Source organism: Asaccharospora irregularis DSM 2635, assembly GCF_900129815.1.
Lineage (GTDB): Bacteria > Bacillota > Clostridia > Peptostreptococcales > Peptostreptococcaceae > Asaccharospora > Asaccharospora irregularis.
In genome coordinates this window covers 64,829-83,314 of the sequence record NZ_FQWX01000006.1, presented here as the reverse complement: position 1 = coordinate 83,314, position 18,486 = coordinate 64,829, and the positions used below count along the sequence as shown (strand labels likewise).

Below are 18,486 nucleotides of genomic sequence, written 5' to 3'. Positions count from 1 at the left end.
TTTATTTATTATTTATTTCTTATAGCTGCTTGAGCTGCTGCAAGTCTTGCAATTGGCACTCTAAATGGTGAACAAGATACGTAGTTAAGTCCTGTTTTGTAGCAGAACTCTACTGAAGATGGTTCTCCACCGTGTTCTCCACAGATTCCTAATTTAAGGTCTGATTTAACTCCTCTACCTAACTCAGCTGCCATTTTAACTAATTTACCTACTCCGTTTTGGTCTAACACTTGGAATGGATCTTTTTCTAATAACTCTTTGTCTACATATTCTCCTAAGAATTTACCTGCATCATCTCTTGAGTATCCGAATGACATTTGAGTTAAGTCGTTAGTTCCGAAACTGAAGAAGTCAGCAACTTCTGCTATTTCATCAGCTGTTAAGCAAGCACGAGGTATTTCTATCATTGTTCCTACTGTGTAATCAAATCTCACACCTTCAGCTTCTATTGTAGCATCTACAGTTTCTTCTATTAATTTTCTTAAAACTTTTAATTCGTTTACTTCACCTACTAATGGAACCATTATTTCAGGAGATACTTCTACTCCTTCTCTAATAGCTTCTATAGCACCTTGAGCTAATGCTTTTGCTTGCATTACACATATTTCTGGATAAGTTATTGCAAGTCTACATCCTCTATGTCCAAGCATTGGGTTTACTTCTTCTAAGTCAACTATTCTCTTGTTAACTTCTTCTACACTGATTCCTAAGTTTTTAGCAAGATCTGCTATAGCCTCACTATCACTTGGTAAGAATTCATGTAGTGGTGGATCTAGCAATCTTACGTTAACTGGTTTTCCAGCCATAACTTTAAATATTTCTCTAAAGTCTTCTCTTTGCATTGGTAATATTTTTTCAAGAGCTTTTTCTCTTTGCTCTACTGTTTTAGATAATATCATTTGTCTAACTGCTGGTATTCTATCTTCATCAAAGAACATATGCTCAGTTCTACATAATCCTATACCTTCAGCACCGAATTTTATAGCAGTAGCTGCATCTCTAGGAGTATCTGCATTTGTTCTAACTAGCATAGTTCTATATTTATCTACCCATACCATTAATTTTTCAAAGTTTCCTGTTAATTCAACTTCTGTTTTCTTAACTTCTCCTAAGTAAACACATCCTGTAGATCCATCTAAAGAAATGTATTCTCCTTCTTTTATTACTATATCATCAACTCTTATTTCTTTATTAGCTTCATCAACTTTTATTTCTCCACATCCTGCAACACAGCATGTACCCATACCTCTTGCTACAACCGCTGCATGTGATGTCATTCCTCCTCTTGCTGTAAGTATTCCTTCAGCACGTACCATACCTTCTATATCTTCTGGAGATGTTTCTAGTCTAACAAGTATAACTTTCTCATCTCTATTAGCAGCTTCTACTATATCATCTGCATTAAAGTACACTCTACCACTACTAGCACCTGGTGATGCTGGTAATCCTTTTGCTATTACCTTAGCTTCTTTTAGAGCAGTTGGTTCAAAGTTTGGATGAAGAAGTTGGTCTAATTGATTTGGTTCAATTCTCATTATAGCTTCTTCTTCTGTTATTATTCCAGACTCAACTAAGTCAACTGCAACATTTATAGCTGCTTTTGCAGTTCTCTTACCATTTCTAGTTTGTAGTATATATAATCTTTCATTTTCTATAGTAAACTCTATATCTTGCATATCTTTGTAGTGAGCTTCAAGTGTAGAAGTTATGTTTACAAATTGTTCATATGCTTCTGGCATTACTTCTTTAAGAGTAGATATATCTTGTGGAGTTCTTATACCTGCAACAACGTCTTCACCTTGTGCATTCATTAAGTACTCTCCGAATAATTTATTTTCACCTGTAGATGGGTTTCTAGTGAAAGCAACCCCTGTACCACTAGTTTCTCCCATGTTACCAAATACCATTGATTGTATATTAACTGCTGTACCTAAATTGTGAGGTATATCATGTAATCTACGGTATACTTGTGCACGTGGGTTATTCCAAGATTTAAATACCGCTTCTATTGCAAGCATTAATTGTGTTTTTGGATCTTCTGGGAAGTCACTTCTAACTTCTTTTTTGTATATTGCTTTAAATTCTTCTACTATTTGTTTTAAATCATCTGTAGTAAGGTCTGTATCAACAGAATATCCTTTTTCTTCTTTTATTCTATCTAATACACCTTCGAATTTGTACTTAGGTACTCCCATAGCAACATCAGAGAACATTTGTATAAATCTTCTGTAACTATCATAAGCAAATCTTTCGTTTTGTGTTCCTTCTGCAAGTGCCTTTACACTAGTATCATTAAGTCCTAAGTTAAGTATTGTATCCATCATTCCTGGCATAGAGAATACTGCACCAGAACGAACTGATATTAAAAGTGGGTTTTGGCTACATCCTAAAGTTTTTCCTAGGTTTTCTTCTAGCCCTTTTAATTGTTCTTCTATTTCTGCTACTATTTCTGGTCTTATTTTTTCACTATTATCATAGTAGTCATTACACGCATCAGTTGTAATAGTAAATCCTGGAGGCACTGGTAGACCTATCTTAGTCATTTCTGCTAAGTTTGCTCCTTTTCCTCCTAGTAAAGATTTCATTTCTTTACATCCTTCACTAAAACTATAAACATATTTAGAATTCATTATTAATCCCCCATTAATTTTATAATTTTTTATTTTAATTTTAATAATTGACTTTATTATTTATCATTTTCTCGGTATATATTTATACCATTTTCTTTTATTATGTCCATAATTATGCCGGCAGTTTCTTCTATTGCCTTGCTAGATACATCTATTACTGGACAACCTAGTCTTTTCATTATACTTTCTGAGTAGTCTAACTCTTGAAGTATTCTCTCTAAATTTGCATAATTAGCACTGCTAGATAGCCCCAATGCTTTTAGCCTTTCCTGTCTTATCATATTTAGTTTTTCAGGAGTATTTGTAAGCCCTATTATTTTCTTGCTATTTATCTCAAATACTTCCTTTGGGATAGGTATTTCTGGAACTAATGGCACATTTGCTACTTTTATATTTTTATTTGCAAGATACATACTAAGAGGTGTTTTTGAAGTTCTAGATATACCAACTAGTATAATATCTGATTTTAGTATACCTCTAGGGTCTTTACCATCATCGTATTTTACTGCAAACTCTATAGCTTCAACTCTCTTAAAGTATGATTCATCTAATTTTCTTATAATACCAGGTTCTCTCTTAGGTCTCTTTCCTGTCTTTATACCTATCTCTCTGAAAAATGGAGTCATTAGATCTATTTTACTTATATTTTCTTTTTCACAGTACTCCCTTGTCATCTCTGATAGTTCTTCATCAACTAGGGTATATACAACTATAGCATCTTCATTTTTTCCACTTTCTAATATCTCAGCTAAAAACTTTTTATCTACAACATAGGGAAATCTTCTTATTTCATAATTGTCTCCCATCCCAAACTGTGACATAGCAGCTTTTGTAACTTGTTGAGCAGTCTCTCCTACTGAATCTGATATTACATATATAATCAGGTTTTCCATTATATATTCCTCCTTAATTGTCCATTATTTCCAAGAATAACTTTGTTATATTGGTCTTAGACAATCTTCCAACTACTTTTGTTCTTGTCTTATCTTTTCCATCATATTCAATCACTGGCACGGAGTCAATTTCATGTTCTATTATTTTCTTCGCTGCTAATAATACACTATCGTCTCTATTTAAAGTTACTACATTTGGTGTTCTAGTCATTATCATTCCTATAGGTATCTTGTTTATGTCTGCCCCTCCTACAGTTGCTTTTAGAAGGTCCTTCCTAGAAACTACACCACATAGGTTTTCTTCATCATCTATAATAACTATGCTACCTACATCTGATAGGAACATAGTAACTATTACATCATATGTACTAGTATCCTTCTTTACAAGTATCGGCATACTCATTATGTCCTCAACTTTTTTATCTTTGACTTTATTTCCAACCAAATTAATTTCATTTATACCTGAATAAAAATATCCAACTTTTGGCCTTGCGTCCAGTATTCCGGTCATCGTTAGTATAGCAAGATCTGACCTTAATGTAGCACGTGTTACATTTAGACTGGCAGCAATATTTTCACTAGTTATAGGTTCATTTGCTTTAACTATATCAATTATCTTTAATTGCCTTTTATTAAGTTGAATAATAATCACCTTCTTTCATTATGCTATACTTTTAACTTGTCTGTATCTTATATAGTATATTATATAACCATATGTACTATTCTGTAAATATATTTTTATTCGAATATGATGTGTTTTTGTATATTTTTTTATAATTTAAATGTATTTATTATGTATTAATGCGGGATATGTGTTTAATAATGTAGATAATTTGCATGTCATATATAATATTATAATGCATAATCATGTATTTTTACACATAAAAATCCACCTCTCGTTAAAGTGAGGTGGATTTTTATTATTTTACTATTTAACTAGGTTTTTAATTTTATCTAATACACTAGATGATATTCCCCCGCCAATTTCAAATAATTTTAATGTCTTCTTTTTATTTAGTGCTTCTTCTTGAGATTTGTTTAAAGTTTTAGTAGCAAGTATTATAGGTATATCTTTTTTTGCAGCCAAAGGTCCTACGCTTAGAGCATCCACTAATTGATCTGATTTTGCCACTGCAACACCGTTTAAATCTGTATTCTTATAAAATTTTTCCATAACTCTAGCATTTGTTTCTTGTCTGTCTTTTCCAGATATTCTATTTTTTGATACATCATTAGGGATTATATCGTTTATTTTACTTATAGAACTATCTGATATTTTATTTTTACCACCTATAAAATAACTATCCTTTATAGCTTTATCCTTTATAAATTCAAGTGTATTTTTATCTGGACCTTCCTTAGGTGTAAGCAGTATAGGTGCCCTTTCCTTACCTGCTACAGGAGATATTGACAGTGAATCCGACTCACCATCACCAGATCCTATATATACTTTAGAAACATCATTAGTTTTATCTAATTCTTTTGCTATATTTAAAGATGTTTCATATCTATTAGAACCAGCTATTCTTTTTACTTCTATATTAGAATTTATATTTTTTATATCTTTGACTACAGATTCTGATATAGAAGATTGACCACCTATAACTATTACCTGAGATGAATTTAATCTTTTTATTTCATTGATTGTATCATTTGCTAAACTATTATTTTTAGTTAGTAATATAGGTGCATCTTTAGAGGATGCTAGAGGTGTAGCTGTAAGGCCATCCACTAAATTTTTATCTTCTCCACTAACTATAAACACAGTATCAGATTTATTCCAGCCTTCTTTTGATATTTCTACAGCTGTTTTGTATCTATCATCCCCTGCTAATTTTGACGGTATTATTTGTGGTGTAGTTGAAGGTATAGTTGGAGGTGTGATTGAAGGTGTTGATGTTCCTAAATCAGAATCCACTACTCTATCCCCTATATAAGCTACATTATTGTCCGGTGTTTTATCTGTTAATACTCCATCTAGTACTTGTGCAAATGTATTGCCTACAACTTGTCCTAAAGTGTTCTCACCTGAAACTTTTTTGTCAAATAGCTTATTCATACTATCCTCATTTACTAAAGTTCCAACTAACCCCAGTTCTTTCTTGTTTTTAACTAATATTTTTACCAAAGAATCTTGAATCATCGGTGTTGTTTGTAATTCTGATTTTAATATTTTCATTGAATCAGAATAGTTTTCATCACCTGCGTATACTTCAATTAAACAGTTTTCTATTATATCCATAAGCTTATAATTTTTAGCTATTGATGTTTCTACTTCTACAGTTTTTAGATCTTCAGAAACTGCTTTTATATAGTTTATTAACTGACTCTTTTTTAATAGTGGTGGTTTACCATCCTCACCCGGTATTATTACTGGGTCATCTATAGATTTAACATCTATACTACTTAGTAGTTCCGGATTTTTATTTATTTCTTCATCTAGCTTATCTTTATTTTCATCTATAACTTGTGTAATATACTCTTTTACTACTTCCTTTATTTTTTCTTCATCCCCATTAGGAGTTGAGGATGATTTATTATCTATCATTCCAATTAATAAATCGGAAGCCAAAGATGAAACCATACCACCTACACCAGATCTCATAGCATCCTCACTATACTTTTTGAAATCTTCTACACCTTTTATTGATTCTACTCTCTCGCTCTTTATATGTATTTTACCTAAGTCATTATCTATTTGAACAAACCTTATTGGAGATGGATAACTAACTGAAGAACCAGTCATTATATCCATAATTGTATTACCTGCTTCAGTTTTTTTGATTGCTACATCTTGTGCATGAAAATGCCCTGTAAACACATATTTCATGCCTGCATCAGCTAGAGTCGTCGATACTTTTTCATAATTCTCTACTAAATAAGGTGCAAACATCTTCCCTTGTCCATTAAAATGTTCTACTATTCCATGATGGCTCATTCCTATTACAGTATCTCCTGCTTTGTTAGCTTCTTTTATTTGATCAAGAATCCACTTTAACCTTGTATCTTCTTGTAATTTTCCTGCTGTACTTTGATCACTTTTATTGTCCCCATATATTCCAGTATCCATAGCTATCAATCTATATCCCGGCTTTAACCTAGCTACATATGATGTAGAATTAGGGTCATTTGCTATTAAATTTTGATCATCAAATCCATATTTTGCATATAGCTTTTCAAACTCACTAGCCTTTATTCCATCTAATTTTTCTACCCTATCAGTTCTATTTGGGTCATTTTCATCCCCCTCTACAGCTATGAATTTTTCTGCATCCGGGGCATTTATATCGTGGTTTCCATTTATAACAAAAACTTCTTTGCCTGCTTTTTCTAATTTTTCTATTTCTCTTGCCAATATTTCATGAGCTTTTACCTCTGAGTCCTTAGTTAAATCCCCTGGTATAAGCACAATCTCTGCATCTGACTTTAATATCCTATTTATACTTGAATCAAGTATTCTCTCACTTTCTTTAAGCATTTTTCTATCTGAACTCACATACTTTAGATAGTTTGGTCCTTCATTTCCTACATATTCCTCTGGAAATATGTGTGTATCTGATATTATAGCTATTTTTAATCCCTTGTTTTTTTCAAAAGTAACACCTGAAACTGATGATTCTTGTTCTGCAAAACTTACAAAAGGTGATACTACTGGAGCTACTCCGGTTGCAATTGTAGTTGTTAGCATACCCCTACTTACTAATCTTCTAGTTTTTTTAGATACTTTTATCATTTAGAATTTCCCCCAATAACTATTTATTTCGTATAAGTTAATAATACAACTTATTTTATATATAATAATTAGAGGTGCGTTAATTATTGGTAATATTTAGGTTAACTTATTTTATCTTTGTTATTGAAATTTCAGATCCTAATATTTTAAAAAGTAATACTATATTAAAAAATCCACCTATCATTAAATGATAAAGTGGACCTTTTAATATAGTAATTCAAAGTATGTTAACTCTTAAGAATATCTAAGTTAACTTATTTTCTACATTAAATTTTTTTATTATGTATCCCCAATATACAGCCATCAATAAAATTCCTATCAAAAATATAAAACTTCCTATTTGAGTTAAAGTAATCAAATAATTTTTTATAATTGCAGCTATAGCTTCTGCTAGATAATCTATATCTATTGCGATATGCTTATAAAAGTTAGATAAATATCCGCTTATACCAATTAACATAACAGTAAGACCACTCGCCATAAACGAATATCCGATCCAAACAACTCTTCTTATCTTTCTTCTTTTCCATATTAAACACATACTAGCTGATAATAGTAATATTATTGCTATTAGTGATACTATTACTTTGTTGCTATTCAATATATATGATAAGCTAGCTAACTTTGTCATATAACTAGACTTAGATAATTCGTTTAAATTTACAACCTCTAAATCACTTTTGATTATATTTAGAGCAGTACCTTTGATTTCATTGACATGCCCCATAAACTCAGCATTTTTAGAAAGGTTATTTTCTTTTATAAACTTGTCCATTTTCTCATCAATTCTTTTAGTATAGACTTCCATGTCAAGTTTTGTAATCTGTGATTCTTCTTTTCTCATATAACTGACAGTATAGTAAATATAATCATTTACAGTATCCCTTACCTCATCTTCAGTAATAACACCACTTAATGTATCAGTAGGAATATTGTTAGTAAGCATTAGATACTTTATATTTTCATTTATATTATCATAAATTTTATTATACGTGTTTTCTCTTTCTAGTACCTTTGTATAAGTACTCTCACTTAGAACCGTGTTTTTAAAAAATACAACTGAACAAGTTGCAATAATACTAAACATTATTAAAAGGCTTATAAAAAATGCCAATATACTTTTATATTTTCTCATATATTTATCCCTCATTTACTTGTTACTTAGCACTTACAAACTCGCCAGTAACAACAAATCTCTTTGGTGCACTTCCAATATAATTGAAAGGATAACAAGTATACAACGTAAGTTTTTCATGGTCAGTAGGCTCCATAACTGTACTATCATCTGGAGCAGTAACCTTTATATCACTAACCCTATACTCGTATTTTCCCCACTCTGTATCTACAAAAATACTATCGCCCTTTTTGATGTTTTTTAAATCTTTTAGAGCTGTATCTCTGTGCCCATCTAATATACAATTTCCACCCTCACCAGGTAGAGTGCTTCCCGCGTAGTGACCTATCCCTTTTCTAAGTTCGTCATCTCCGTCTCCATGAACTACATCTTTTTCTAGGTTTATAGATGGTATTTTTATACTTGCAAATACACTTCCTATATCAGGTCTACTCACTTCTTTGTTGTTTATATAAAAATTTACATCGTCAACGTCCTTGTTAGGCTTTGCAAAAATAGCTGTACTCAAAGAATAAGATTCAAACAGCAAATTCCATCCTGCACTCATAAAAATAAGTGCTCCCGTAATAGCTAAGCAAATAGGGATTACAAAAGTAACCCCTATCTTTTTTAGTAGACGGGTATTGGTATATTTTTCATTATGTAAAAATTTTTTTTCACCCATACTAATCTCCTATTTAAAACAAGTTTTTCTAAGCAGTTCTTCTCTTAGAAACAACAAATATTCCTCCTGCAAAAGCTATCAACATAACCCCAGCAAGCATCGTATTTCCGTATTCAGTTGCAGTTTTAGTCATAGTTCCACCTACTGGAGTGAATTCTCCTTTGTTAGAGCTATTAGAAAACTCAACCATTTCTTGTAATGCTGCTACTACAGATCCCAAATCAAAATTAGCTGCACCATCAGCAGTAGACATTTTTAATACAGTTCCGCCATTAGCATCAGTTGCTACTAAAGTAGTTCTGCCTTGGTTGTCTTTACCAAACTTTACAGTTAAACCTAAAGCATTTCCGCCTTCTCTAGCTAAAGACATAACCTCGCTTTTTTGATCAGAAGATAAACTACTTAAGTCTTTAGTATTTCCTATTATAGCTTTTGCTTGATCTAATTTAGATTTTGCAGTATTATATTGAGACTGAGATATTTTAGTCTTTTGTAAATACTCTGAAACAGTCCCTACATATGAACTTGGTACTCCTGCTGATAATAGTGACTTACTTAAGTCATCTGCTGGATTAGCAAAACAAGTTGATCCCATAGCTAATACTAGCATTGTAGTTAGCACCATTGTTTTTAATGTTTTTTTCATTGCTTCCCCCCCTTTTCTTAGGTTATTTTTATAAATTCAAATTCTATTTTGTTATTCGACTAATATTACAATATCTTTAGGATATTCTATACATTTATGTATGCTCCCCCCTAGAATTAGCCTTTAAAATTTATAATTGCCTTTCATCATTTAATATAATCTTATAATATCTAATTTTCTATTTTTACTTTATAATATCACTTTCATTTTTAAAAAAATCAACGTTTTTCCTTATTTTTTCTATTTCCCAATCCCACCATTTTAGTTCCTGCAATTTTTTAATTTCCTCATCAGAAAACCTATATTTGATATGTTTGGCAGGCACACCACCTACAATTTCATATGGCTTTACATCTTTTGTTACAACTGCACCAGCACCTATAACAGCACCATCACCAATTGTTACGCCCTCTAGTATTACTGCATTTAAACTAATTAATACATCATTGCCTATAGTGACCTTTGGACGAGGAGGTACTGGTTCTCCCCACCTGAGAACTGGGTGAGTAGTCCTAATTTTATAATTGTGTTCAAATGGACAAATATAAACTCCAGAAGAAATAGAACAAAACTTTCCTATCGTACAATTCTCTACATATGATCCACTATTTACATAGCTATAGTCCCCAATTGTGACATCTTCGGCAACTGTAGTCATTTTCGATATCAAAACCCCAACTCCATAATTAGCTTTTGTGCTAGCATGAATACTTTGAATCTTCGTTAAATGATGTTTATTATATCGCCAAATTATTGATCTTTTTATACAATATTTTAAGATATTCATAGTATTTTAGTCTGTCCTTTCATTTATAATCATAATAACTAAACAAATAGGGATTACAAACGTAATCCCTATCTTTCTTGGTATACGAGTATTGGTATATTTTTCACTATGTAGAATTTTTTTCACCAATACTAATTTCTTATTTAAAACAGTTTTTCTAAGCAGTTCTTCTCTTAGAAACAACAAATATTCCTCCTGCAAAAGCCACTAACATAGCCCCAGCAAGCATCATATTTCCGTATTCAGTTGCAGTTTTAGTCATAGTTCCACCTACTGGAGTGAATTCTCCTTTGTTAGAGCTATTAGAAAACTCAACCATTTCTTGTAATGCTGCTACTACAGATCCCAAATCAAAATTAGCTGCACCATCAGCAGTAGACATTTTTAATACAGTTCCGCCATTAGCATCAGTTGCTACTAAAGTAGTTCTGCCTTGGTTGTCTTTACCAAACTTTACAGTTAAACCTAAAGCATTCCCGCCTTCTCTAGCTAAAGACATAACCTCGCTTTTTTGATCAGAAGATAAACTACTTAAGTCTTTAGTATTTCCTATTATAGCTTTTGCTTGATCTAATTTAGATTTTGCAGTATTGTATTGAGACTCAGATATTTTAGTCTTTTGTAAATACTCTGAAACAGTCCCTACATATGAACTTGGTACACCTGCTGATAATAGTGACTTACTTAAGTCATCTGATGGATTAGCAAAACAAGTTGCTCCCATAGCTAATACTAACATTGTAGTTAGTATCATAGTTTTTAATGTTTTTCTCATTAATTTCCCCCCTTTTCTTAAGTTATTTTTGTAAATTTATTTGAATCCCAACTCTAAAAATTTATAAAAGAGTCGGGGAAATTCAAATCCAAATTAATTATTCGGATAATATTACGATATCTTTATGAGATTCTGTATATTTATACCCACCTATTTAGAGGTTATCCTACTTTTAAACATATCTATAATAGTACTAACTTCTTCTATATTGAATTTTATAATTAAAGCTATATAAACTATAGCTCCAATTGCAATAGAACTAAATAGTGCTAACGCTTCTTTTATAAATCCTAATCCTAAAAGACCTACTAGGAATTTATAGAAAATAAATGTAATAACTCCCATAAAAATTGATGCAACTAATGACTTAATAATTGTTTTTGTTATGTAATCTTGTCCAAAATACCCTATCTTTTTCTTTAGACTAATAAATAAAAGTACTATACATACAATAGCTGATATACTGGTAGCTATTGCAAGCCCTGCATGTCCCAAAAATTTTATTAGTATAATACTTAGCAGTATATTTACTCCAACAGCCATAGCCCCGTTTATCATAGGTGTTTTTGTATCTTGCAATGAATAAAACACCTTGTTTAATATTTCCCTTAGACCAAAACCTACCATTCCTATAGAATAACAAGCTAAGGCAATAGCAGTCATTTTTGTAGCCTGTGCATCAAAGGCCCCTCTTTGAAATACTATTTTGACAACAGGCTCTGCAAGTACTATAGCTCCCACTGAAATAGGCATTACCATAAGTATTACAGAATTCACACTCTTAGATACAGATTTAGCAAACTTTTCTTTGTTGTTTTCATTAGATAATTTAGAAAGAGTGGGATATATCACTGTTGAAATTGTCACTATAAAAAGCCCTAATACAAATCCATTTAATCTATTTGCGCTGTTTAATATTGTTATAAATCCATCTCCCAGTGTAGATGCCAAGGTTCTATCTACTATAGCATTTATTTGATTAACACTAGCCCCTATAAATACAGGAACTACAAGAGCTAACATTCTTTTTATGTATTTGTCTTTTATGTTTATATATGGTTTATATTTATATCCTGTTTTTATTGCAAATGGAAATTGAAATAAAAATTGACATAATATAGCTAACAAAGTTAATATTGGCATAATATATAAGTCGCCTTTTGAACTTATGATTATTCCCACTATTATAAGTATATTGTATGGAAATCCTATCATCCCAGGTACTGTGAAGTTGCCTTTTATCTGTAGCCAAGATGTCATTACTTGGCTTAACCCTATAAATACTACTCCGAATATCATTATTCTAGTAAACTTTATAGCTAGTAATAATTTTTCTCCTGTAAAATTGATTGCAAATACTTTAACCAATGGTCCTGCAAATATAAATCCTAGTATAGCCATTATTATGGATAGTATTGTTACAATATTAAAAACGTTGTTGGAAAATTCAAGAGATTTCTTATCTCCATCTAGTTTTTCTACTTCATAAAATAGAGGAATAAATGTTGTACCAAGCGCAGATCCTATTGATGCAAATAAAATTGTAGGAATGCTTAGTGTTGTTATATATATATCTGAAATTGTACCAGCACCATAGGTGTATGTCAGTGCTAGTTCTCTTGTAAACCCTAAGATTTTTGATAACATTGTGACTATCATCAGTCCTAAGGTTGCTTTTGCTACTTTACTCATATTGTTCCTCCATTTTAATGATTTTCCTTATACATAAGTTCATTATTTAGCAATTAAATTTCTTTTTTAGAATAACATGCCAATTTTTTAGACTAGAAATACTAATTTTCTTAGTGTCTATAATCCTACCTAAAATATAAATATTTAATTTTAAAATTGATAGCTTAATCAGAATATATACAATAGAACTTAATATTCAGACTACTTTCCAATATTATTAAATATATAATATATAATAAGTCCTAGTATAGCACCCGTAGAATCTATTATAACATCTCCTAGTTCTCTACTTCTTCCCTATATAAAAAATTATCACAGACAAGATAAAAAAGACTATGATTGATTATCGCATATTTTTTCGTTACAATTATCTGTATCATTACCTATATTGAAATATTTACACAGATTTAAAACAATCTCTCTTGTAAGAATGCTTTCTTTTTAGTATATGACAGGAAATACTGTTTCAATTAATGTTTTCTTATATTAAATAAAATATCAAAAACTTTTCCAGTTTAATTATTAACTAAATTTACCCTCATTGTCGAATCAACTGATTTTAGATACTTAAATTTATCTATTCAAAGTACTCTGTGAATAGATTTTTTACTGCTGAATAATTTTCATCGCTAATTCCTAGAATATTATCCCTAATATTATTTGAATACGTGTTAAACTTTCTTGTTTATTTTGTTGTAGTTACTTAATTATACAGCGAGTTTGACATACATTCTTTATTTTTTATAAAATAATAGCACTGATAGTAATTAGTCCATTTTTGTCTTAGGACAATTATGGACTTTTTATTACCATCAACGCTAAATATTATTATACAACCAAAAGAAACTAACCTAATAGTAGCAATTAATATCCGTAATTCATATATAAATATTCCCTAACAAACTCATAATTATAGATACCTTATAAAAAAATTTAGATTTAACAAAACAAAATATTAATAATCTGAGGTAATTTATAAGGACTTGTTTTTCTTAGAATCTTCCCAGTACAAGTTTTATGAATACCTATCCTTTTTTGCTTAAACAGTACAGGCCCTGGTGAGTCCAATTTTATAACTATAATCAAAACAATAAAAATTGGAGCTAAAACAATTAGTCCAATGAGGGATAATATAAAATCAATCCCTCTTTTTATTTTTAAATACATCTGATTCCCCCCTACAAACTCGCAGCATCACTTAAATTAGCTTCCTCAGGTCTAATATAAGTACTAACAAATGCCTTCATCGCATTATCAATCAAATCTATTTCTTCATTTCTTATAATCATATCCAAAAACATCAGATGTCTTTTTACACAATCTCTATCTATATCCATAGGTCTTGCCACAAATATCTTATTATTTTCCGTATTTGTAAGTCCTTCTTCATTCATAAGTAGCTCTTCATACAACTTTTCCCCAGGTCTTAGGCCTGTGAATTCTATCTTTATATCGACATCCGGCTCAAATCCACTAAGTCTTATTAAGTTTTTGGCAAGGTCAAGTATTTTCATAGGCTCTCCCATATCGAGAACAAATATTTCCCCGCCTCTTGCCATACCTCCAGCCTCTATAACCAGCGCCACTGCTTCTGGTATAGTCATAAAAAACCTAGTTATTTCAGGATGTGTTACAGTTACAGGCCCTCCTTCAAGTATCTGTTTTTTAAACAGGGGTATTACGCTACCGTTGCTTCCAAGCACGTTTCCAAATCTAACTGCTACGTACTCTGTCTGGCTTACTTGATCTATTGCCTGAATTATCATCTCGCAAGCTCTTTTTGTAGCTCCCATTATATTTGTAGGGTTTACTGCTTTGTCTGTAGATATCAAAACAAATCTTTTGGTTTTGTATTTATCTGCAAGTTGTGCTACATTAAGTGTTCCAAATATATTATTTTTTATTGCTTCTCCTGGACTGTCCTCCATAAGTGGTACGTGTTTGTGAGCTGCAGCATGAAAAACTACTTCTGGAAGGTATTCTTGAAATATAGATTCCATCCTTGTTTTTTCTCTTATAGATGCTATTATTGTTTTTATATCTAGACTTTTGTGTTGCCATTTTAGTTCCTGCTGTATTGCATAGGCATTGTTTTCGTAGTTATCTAGTATTATCAGCATCTTGGGGTTGAACTTAGCTATTTGTCTACAAAGTTCACTTCCAATCGATCCTCCTGCTCCTGTTACCATTACTACTTTATTTTCTATATATTTTGCAATATTATCTAGATTTCCATTTAATGTTTCTCTCCCCAATAAGTCCTCTATTTTTACATCCCTTATCTTTTTTATATCTACTGTTCCATCTATTAATTCAAATATTCCAGGTATTGTTCTCAGCTTACATTTAGTATCATTGTAAATATCTATAATTCTTCTTTTGTTTTCTGATGTTACATTTATCATTGCTAAAATTATTTCGTCTATGTCGTAGTTTTCTACTATGTCTTTTATATTTTTTGTACTACCTAGAATCCTAACACCGTGTATGTTTCTTCCTATTTTATTTTTGTCGTCATCTACAAAGCCTATTGCTATTTTTCCTAGTTCAGGGTTTCTATTTAATTCATTTAATACTAGTTCTCCTGCACTCCCAGCCCCTACTATCAGTACTTTTGATAATTTATTTAAAGGCTGACATTTGATCCTTCTTCCTGTTCTATAAGCTAGTCTACTTCCCTCTGTCAATATTATTATAAATAATGTATTTACTATATAAAATAACCTTGAGTACTCATACCCAAACCACTTATTTAAAAAGTAAAGTGGTATTATATATACCACAGAGGCCTTTACCACACTTATAATCTCTTGTTCCCCTGCATATCTCCAAAGGCTTGTATAGCATCCGAAAATATAAAACGAGATTGTGTTTAATGTTATATATACTCCTAAGGGTACAATTATATCTCTTATTCCTATTGGACCACTTATACCTGTTAGGTTTAGACCTATCAAAAAAGCTACTAAAACACTAAAGATGTCTACTAATAATAGTATCCCTTGTCTTATTCTATACTTCTCTAAAAAACTACGTATAAAACTATCTTTTTTAGCCTGTGTAGCTTTTATCTCCATGACTTCCTCCCTGCTTTCTTCTTATCCTTTTTTCTTTCCTTTCTACCTTTTTTAGAAGTCTCATCTTGTTGATAATAGTAGTTGTAATAGTCATATCCTGATTTTTTATTGTCAAATTTATTTAAAACCACCCCTAATATTTTTGCATTTATATTTAGGAGTCTTTCTTTTGCCATTTTTATTTGTTCTATATCTGCCCCATTAGATTCCACTACAAATATAACACCATCCGAGTATCCAGATATTATACCTGCATCTGTTACTACTCCTATAGGTGGGGCATCTATAAATATGTAGTCATAACGTTCTCTGATAATTTCTAAAAACGTTTTCATCTTATTTGATGCTAACATTTCTGATGGGTTTGGGGGTATATCTCCACATGCCAAAATATGAAGATCTGTTATACCGGAAGGCTGTACACATTCCATAAAGTTTAGCTTTTCTAAAAGTATGTCTGTCAATCCATAAATGTTACTTAAACCAAATGTTTTATGTATTGTTGGATTTCTTAGATCTCCATCTATTATTAATACTTTTTTATCTAGATTGGCGAATGTAACTGCCAGATTTGATAGTACTGTACTTTTTCCCTCATTTGCTCTAGAACTTGTAGTTAGTATTACTTTTTTCTCACTATCTATATTTGAAAATTCTATATTAGTTCTTATCTCTCTATAGGCCTCTGCTATAGGTGACTTAGAGTCCTCTATTGATATTATTCTGCTCACTTTCATCCCCCTATTTTCTTATCTTTCCAAAGGTATCACACCTATTAATGGTAATTCTAAATATTTTTCTACATCCTGTGGTGTTTTTACTTTATTGTCTAAATATTCAATCAAAAATACAACAAATAAACCTACCATAACACCTAGTACGGCTGATATAGATACGTTTAAAAGTTTTTTAGGCTTTATTGGATCATCTGGAGTGATTGCTCTATCAATAACTTCTATTCCATTTGCTTTTGTGATTCTCTTTACTTCGCCTTTGAAAACGGTTGGAATTGCATTTGCTATGTCTCTAGCTTGCTTTGGAATTTTGCTATTCACACTTATATTTATTATTTGCGTGTTTTTCACTGGGGCTACTTGGACACATTCATAAAGTTCATCATATGTCATATTAAGTCCTAAGTCCTTTATGATTGGTTCTAATACTGTCCTTGATTTTATTATTTCCCCATATGTTATTGCTAGTTTTTCAGTAACTATTACTTGATCCCCTGTTAAAATATCGTCTTTCTTTTTATCAGTATCTGTGTTTACTATTAATGTGGTATTTGCTTCATAGACAGGTTTTAGTATAAAAAAGCTAAGACCTATACTTACGACTACAAATACAGAAGTTATTATTGCTATTATCCACATTCTTTTTTTAAGTATTGTGAAAATTTCTCTTAAGTCTATAGTTTCTTCCATTACTCCTCCTTTTTAAACATTTATAACCTATAAAAGTGCATTTTTTTATTTATCTTTAATTACAAAATATCACTTTTTTCATCATTTGTACAGATGTTCGACAAAAATAGTACATTTTTTTATTTTACTATTTTCGAAAGCTATGCTACTACTTATTTTTGCTATTTTAAATTTGTTTGTTAATTTATGTAATAATTGATATAATTTTCTAAAAAGACTCTAGGAGGTTGTTATGATTGACATACATTGCCATATTGTTCCAGATATAGATGATGGAGCTAGTGATATGAACGAAGCCTTATCAATGGCTCGCTTGGCCCTTGATAATGGAATTAATACTATTATAAATACATCACATTTTAACCCTGTGTTTAATTACACTAGTTCTACTAAACTAAAAAAAGCTGTTGAAGTTTTTAATAATGTATTATCTACTAATAATATTGATTTACAAGTACTGTTAGGAAATGAGCTGTACTATAACAAAGAACTTATGCACTGTTTAGATAAAAAAGAATTTTTCTGTTTAAATAATAGTGATTATATATTGGTAGAATTTTCTAATGCTAGTTTTCCAAGTAATATTTTAGATGTGGTTTATGAGTTTGTGATAAGAGGTTATATTCCAATACTTGCTCATGTTGAAAGATACCCATCTTTTGCAAAAAATCTAAAATTAGTTCAAAAATGTATAGAATGTGGCGCACTTATTCAAGTCAATTCTTCTTCTGTTTTAGGAAGTTCTAGCTCTAGTTCTCAGGAATCTGTTTTAGATTTAATAGATAATAATATGGTTCACTTTGTAGCTAGCGATGGACATGGAAGCACAAGAAGAAGACCTATTTTAAAAAACTCTTATGATTTTATTAGTGGTTCTTATAGTAAAGAGCTTGCTGATAAATTATTTTTTACTAATCCACAAGCAGTTATAGACAATGAAAAGATCGATTTATCAGAAGTTTATATTCCAAGTAAAAAACTCGGATTTTTTAAGAGATTATTTTCTAGATAGTTTTATAGATTTTTTCCA

The 18,486-nt window shown here is 30.9% G+C and carries 16 protein-coding genes; 1 reads left to right on the top strand and 15 read right to left on the bottom strand.

From position 1 onward, the window contains the following. Nucleotides 1-8 precede the first annotated feature (8 nt). From ppdK to BUB34_RS04385, 15 genes are all read right to left on the bottom strand, one after another. Entirely contained in the window at nt 9-2,630 is a 2,622-nt protein-coding gene (gene ppdK / locus BUB34_RS04450; protein ID WP_073124665.1) for a pyruvate, phosphate dikinase, read from the bottom strand. A 56-nt stretch (nt 2,631-2,686) separates the two neighbouring features. After that, nucleotides 2,687-3,523 (bottom strand): pyruvate, water dikinase regulatory protein, encoded by an 837-nt coding sequence (locus tag BUB34_RS04445; protein WP_073124662.1) that lies wholly within the window; start codon nt 3,521-3,523, stop codon nt 2,687-2,689. Between the two features lie 13 nt (nt 3,524-3,536). Next, on the bottom strand, nt 3,537-4,175 hold the full coding sequence (locus BUB34_RS04440; RefSeq protein WP_073124660.1) for a helix-turn-helix transcriptional regulator: 639 nt from the start codon (nt 4,173-4,175) through the stop codon (nt 3,537-3,539). 276 nt (nt 4,176-4,451) lie between these two features. Further along, on the bottom strand, nt 4,452-7,256 hold the full coding sequence (locus BUB34_RS04435) for a cell wall-binding repeat-containing protein (RefSeq protein ID WP_073124658.1): 2,805 nt from the start codon (nt 7,254-7,256) through the stop codon (nt 4,452-4,454). Nucleotides 7,257-7,500: 244 nt separating this feature from the next. Further along, a complete protein-coding gene (locus BUB34_RS04430) occupies nt 7,501-8,391 on the bottom strand; it encodes a hypothetical protein (RefSeq protein ID WP_073124656.1) in 891 nt (296 codons plus the stop codon). Nucleotides 8,392-8,413: 22 nt separating this feature from the next. Then, nucleotides 8,414-9,055, bottom strand: a complete 642-nt coding sequence (locus BUB34_RS04425; RefSeq protein WP_073124654.1) for a class D sortase — start codon at nt 9,053-9,055, stop codon at nt 8,414-8,416. A gap of 28 nt (nt 9,056-9,083) precedes the next feature. Further along, on the bottom strand, nt 9,084-9,701 hold the full coding sequence (locus BUB34_RS04420; RefSeq protein ID WP_073124652.1) for a hypothetical protein: 618 nt from the start codon (nt 9,699-9,701) through the stop codon (nt 9,084-9,086). 184 nt (nt 9,702-9,885) lie between these two features. After that, nucleotides 9,886-10,371 (bottom strand): CatB-related O-acetyltransferase, encoded by a 486-nt coding sequence (locus tag BUB34_RS13950; RefSeq protein WP_278276693.1) that lies wholly within the window; start codon nt 10,369-10,371, stop codon nt 9,886-9,888. Between the two features lie 123 nt (nt 10,372-10,494). Then, nucleotides 10,495-10,671: a hypothetical protein gene (locus BUB34_RS13215; protein ID WP_159430051.1), complete on the bottom strand. Its 177-nt coding sequence runs from the start codon at nt 10,669-10,671 to the stop codon at nt 10,495-10,497. Then, nucleotides 10,646-11,263 carry a hypothetical protein gene (locus BUB34_RS04410; RefSeq protein ID WP_073124648.1) on the bottom strand — a complete coding sequence of 206 codons (618 nt, stop codon included), beginning with the start codon at nt 11,261-11,263 and terminating at the stop codon, nt 10,646-10,648. The genes BUB34_RS13215 and BUB34_RS04410 overlap by 26 nt, the downstream gene beginning before the upstream one ends. Nucleotides 11,264-11,413: 150 nt before the next feature. Further along, nucleotides 11,414-12,955: a murein biosynthesis integral membrane protein MurJ gene (gene murJ / locus BUB34_RS04405; protein ID WP_073124646.1), complete on the bottom strand. Its 1,542-nt coding sequence runs from the start codon at nt 12,953-12,955 to the stop codon at nt 11,414-11,416. Nucleotides 12,956-13,894: 939 nt separating this feature from the next. After that, entirely contained in the window at nt 13,895-14,122 is a 228-nt protein-coding gene (locus tag BUB34_RS04400) for a sugar transferase (protein ID WP_073124644.1), read from the bottom strand. Nucleotides 14,123-14,133: 11 nt separating this feature from the next. Beyond that, the gene (locus tag BUB34_RS04395) at nt 14,134-16,032 is read right to left on the bottom strand and encodes a polysaccharide biosynthesis protein (RefSeq protein ID WP_073124641.1); all 1,899 of its coding nucleotides are present in this window, start codon (nt 16,030-16,032) and stop codon (nt 14,134-14,136) included. After that, nucleotides 16,023-16,763 carry a CpsD/CapB family tyrosine-protein kinase gene (locus tag BUB34_RS04390; RefSeq protein ID WP_330392741.1) on the bottom strand — a complete coding sequence of 247 codons (741 nt, stop codon included), beginning with the start codon at nt 16,761-16,763 and terminating at the stop codon, nt 16,023-16,025. The genes BUB34_RS04395 and BUB34_RS04390 overlap by 10 nt, the downstream gene beginning before the upstream one ends. 18 nt (nt 16,764-16,781) lie before the next feature. After that, a complete protein-coding gene (locus BUB34_RS04385; protein WP_073124637.1) occupies nt 16,782-17,456 on the bottom strand; it encodes a YveK family protein in 675 nt (224 codons plus the stop codon). A gap of 232 nt (nt 17,457-17,688) precedes the next feature. On the opposite strand from BUB34_RS04385, the gene BUB34_RS04380 reads away from it, so the two are divergent. After that, complete coding sequence (locus BUB34_RS04380; RefSeq protein WP_073124634.1) at nt 17,689-18,468, top strand: tyrosine-protein phosphatase; 780 nt, start codon at nt 17,689-17,691, stop codon at nt 18,466-18,468. Nucleotides 18,469-18,486 lie beyond the last annotated feature (18 nt).

Coding starts and splice junctions, on each gene's coding strand:
- ppdK (WP_073124665.1), bottom strand. CDS start 2,630: ATGAATTCTAAATATGTTTATAGTTTTAGTGAAGGATGTAAAGAAATG.
- BUB34_RS04445 (WP_073124662.1), bottom strand. CDS start 3,523: ATGGAAAACCTGATTATATATGTAATATCAGATTCAGTAGGAGAGACT.
- BUB34_RS04435 (WP_073124658.1), bottom strand. CDS start 7,256: ATGATAAAAGTATCTAAAAAAACTAGAAGATTAGTAAGTAGGGGTATG.
- BUB34_RS04430 (WP_073124656.1), bottom strand. CDS start 8,391: ATGAGAAAATATAAAAGTATATTGGCATTTTTTATAAGCCTTTTAATA.
- BUB34_RS04425 (WP_073124654.1), bottom strand. CDS start 9,055: ATGGGTGAAAAAAAATTTTTACATAATGAAAAATATACCAATACCCGT.
- BUB34_RS04420 (WP_073124652.1), bottom strand. CDS start 9,701: ATGAAAAAAACATTAAAAACAATGGTGCTAACTACAATGCTAGTATTA.
- BUB34_RS04410 (WP_073124648.1), bottom strand. CDS start 11,263: ATGAGAAAAACATTAAAAACTATGATACTAACTACAATGTTAGTATTA.
- murJ (WP_073124646.1), bottom strand. CDS start 12,955: ATGAGTAAAGTAGCAAAAGCAACCTTAGGACTGATGATAGTCACAATG.
- BUB34_RS04400 (WP_073124644.1), bottom strand. CDS start 14,122: ATGTATTTAAAAATAAAAAGAGGGATTGATTTTATATTATCCCTCATT.
- BUB34_RS04395 (WP_073124641.1), bottom strand. CDS start 16,032: ATGGAGATAAAAGCTACACAGGCTAAAAAAGATAGTTTTATACGTAGT.
- BUB34_RS04385 (WP_073124637.1), bottom strand. CDS start 17,456: ATGGAAGAAACTATAGACTTAAGAGAAATTTTCACAATACTTAAAAAA.
- BUB34_RS04380 (WP_073124634.1), top strand. CDS start 17,689: ATGATTGACATACATTGCCATATTGTTCCAGATATAGATGATGGAGCT.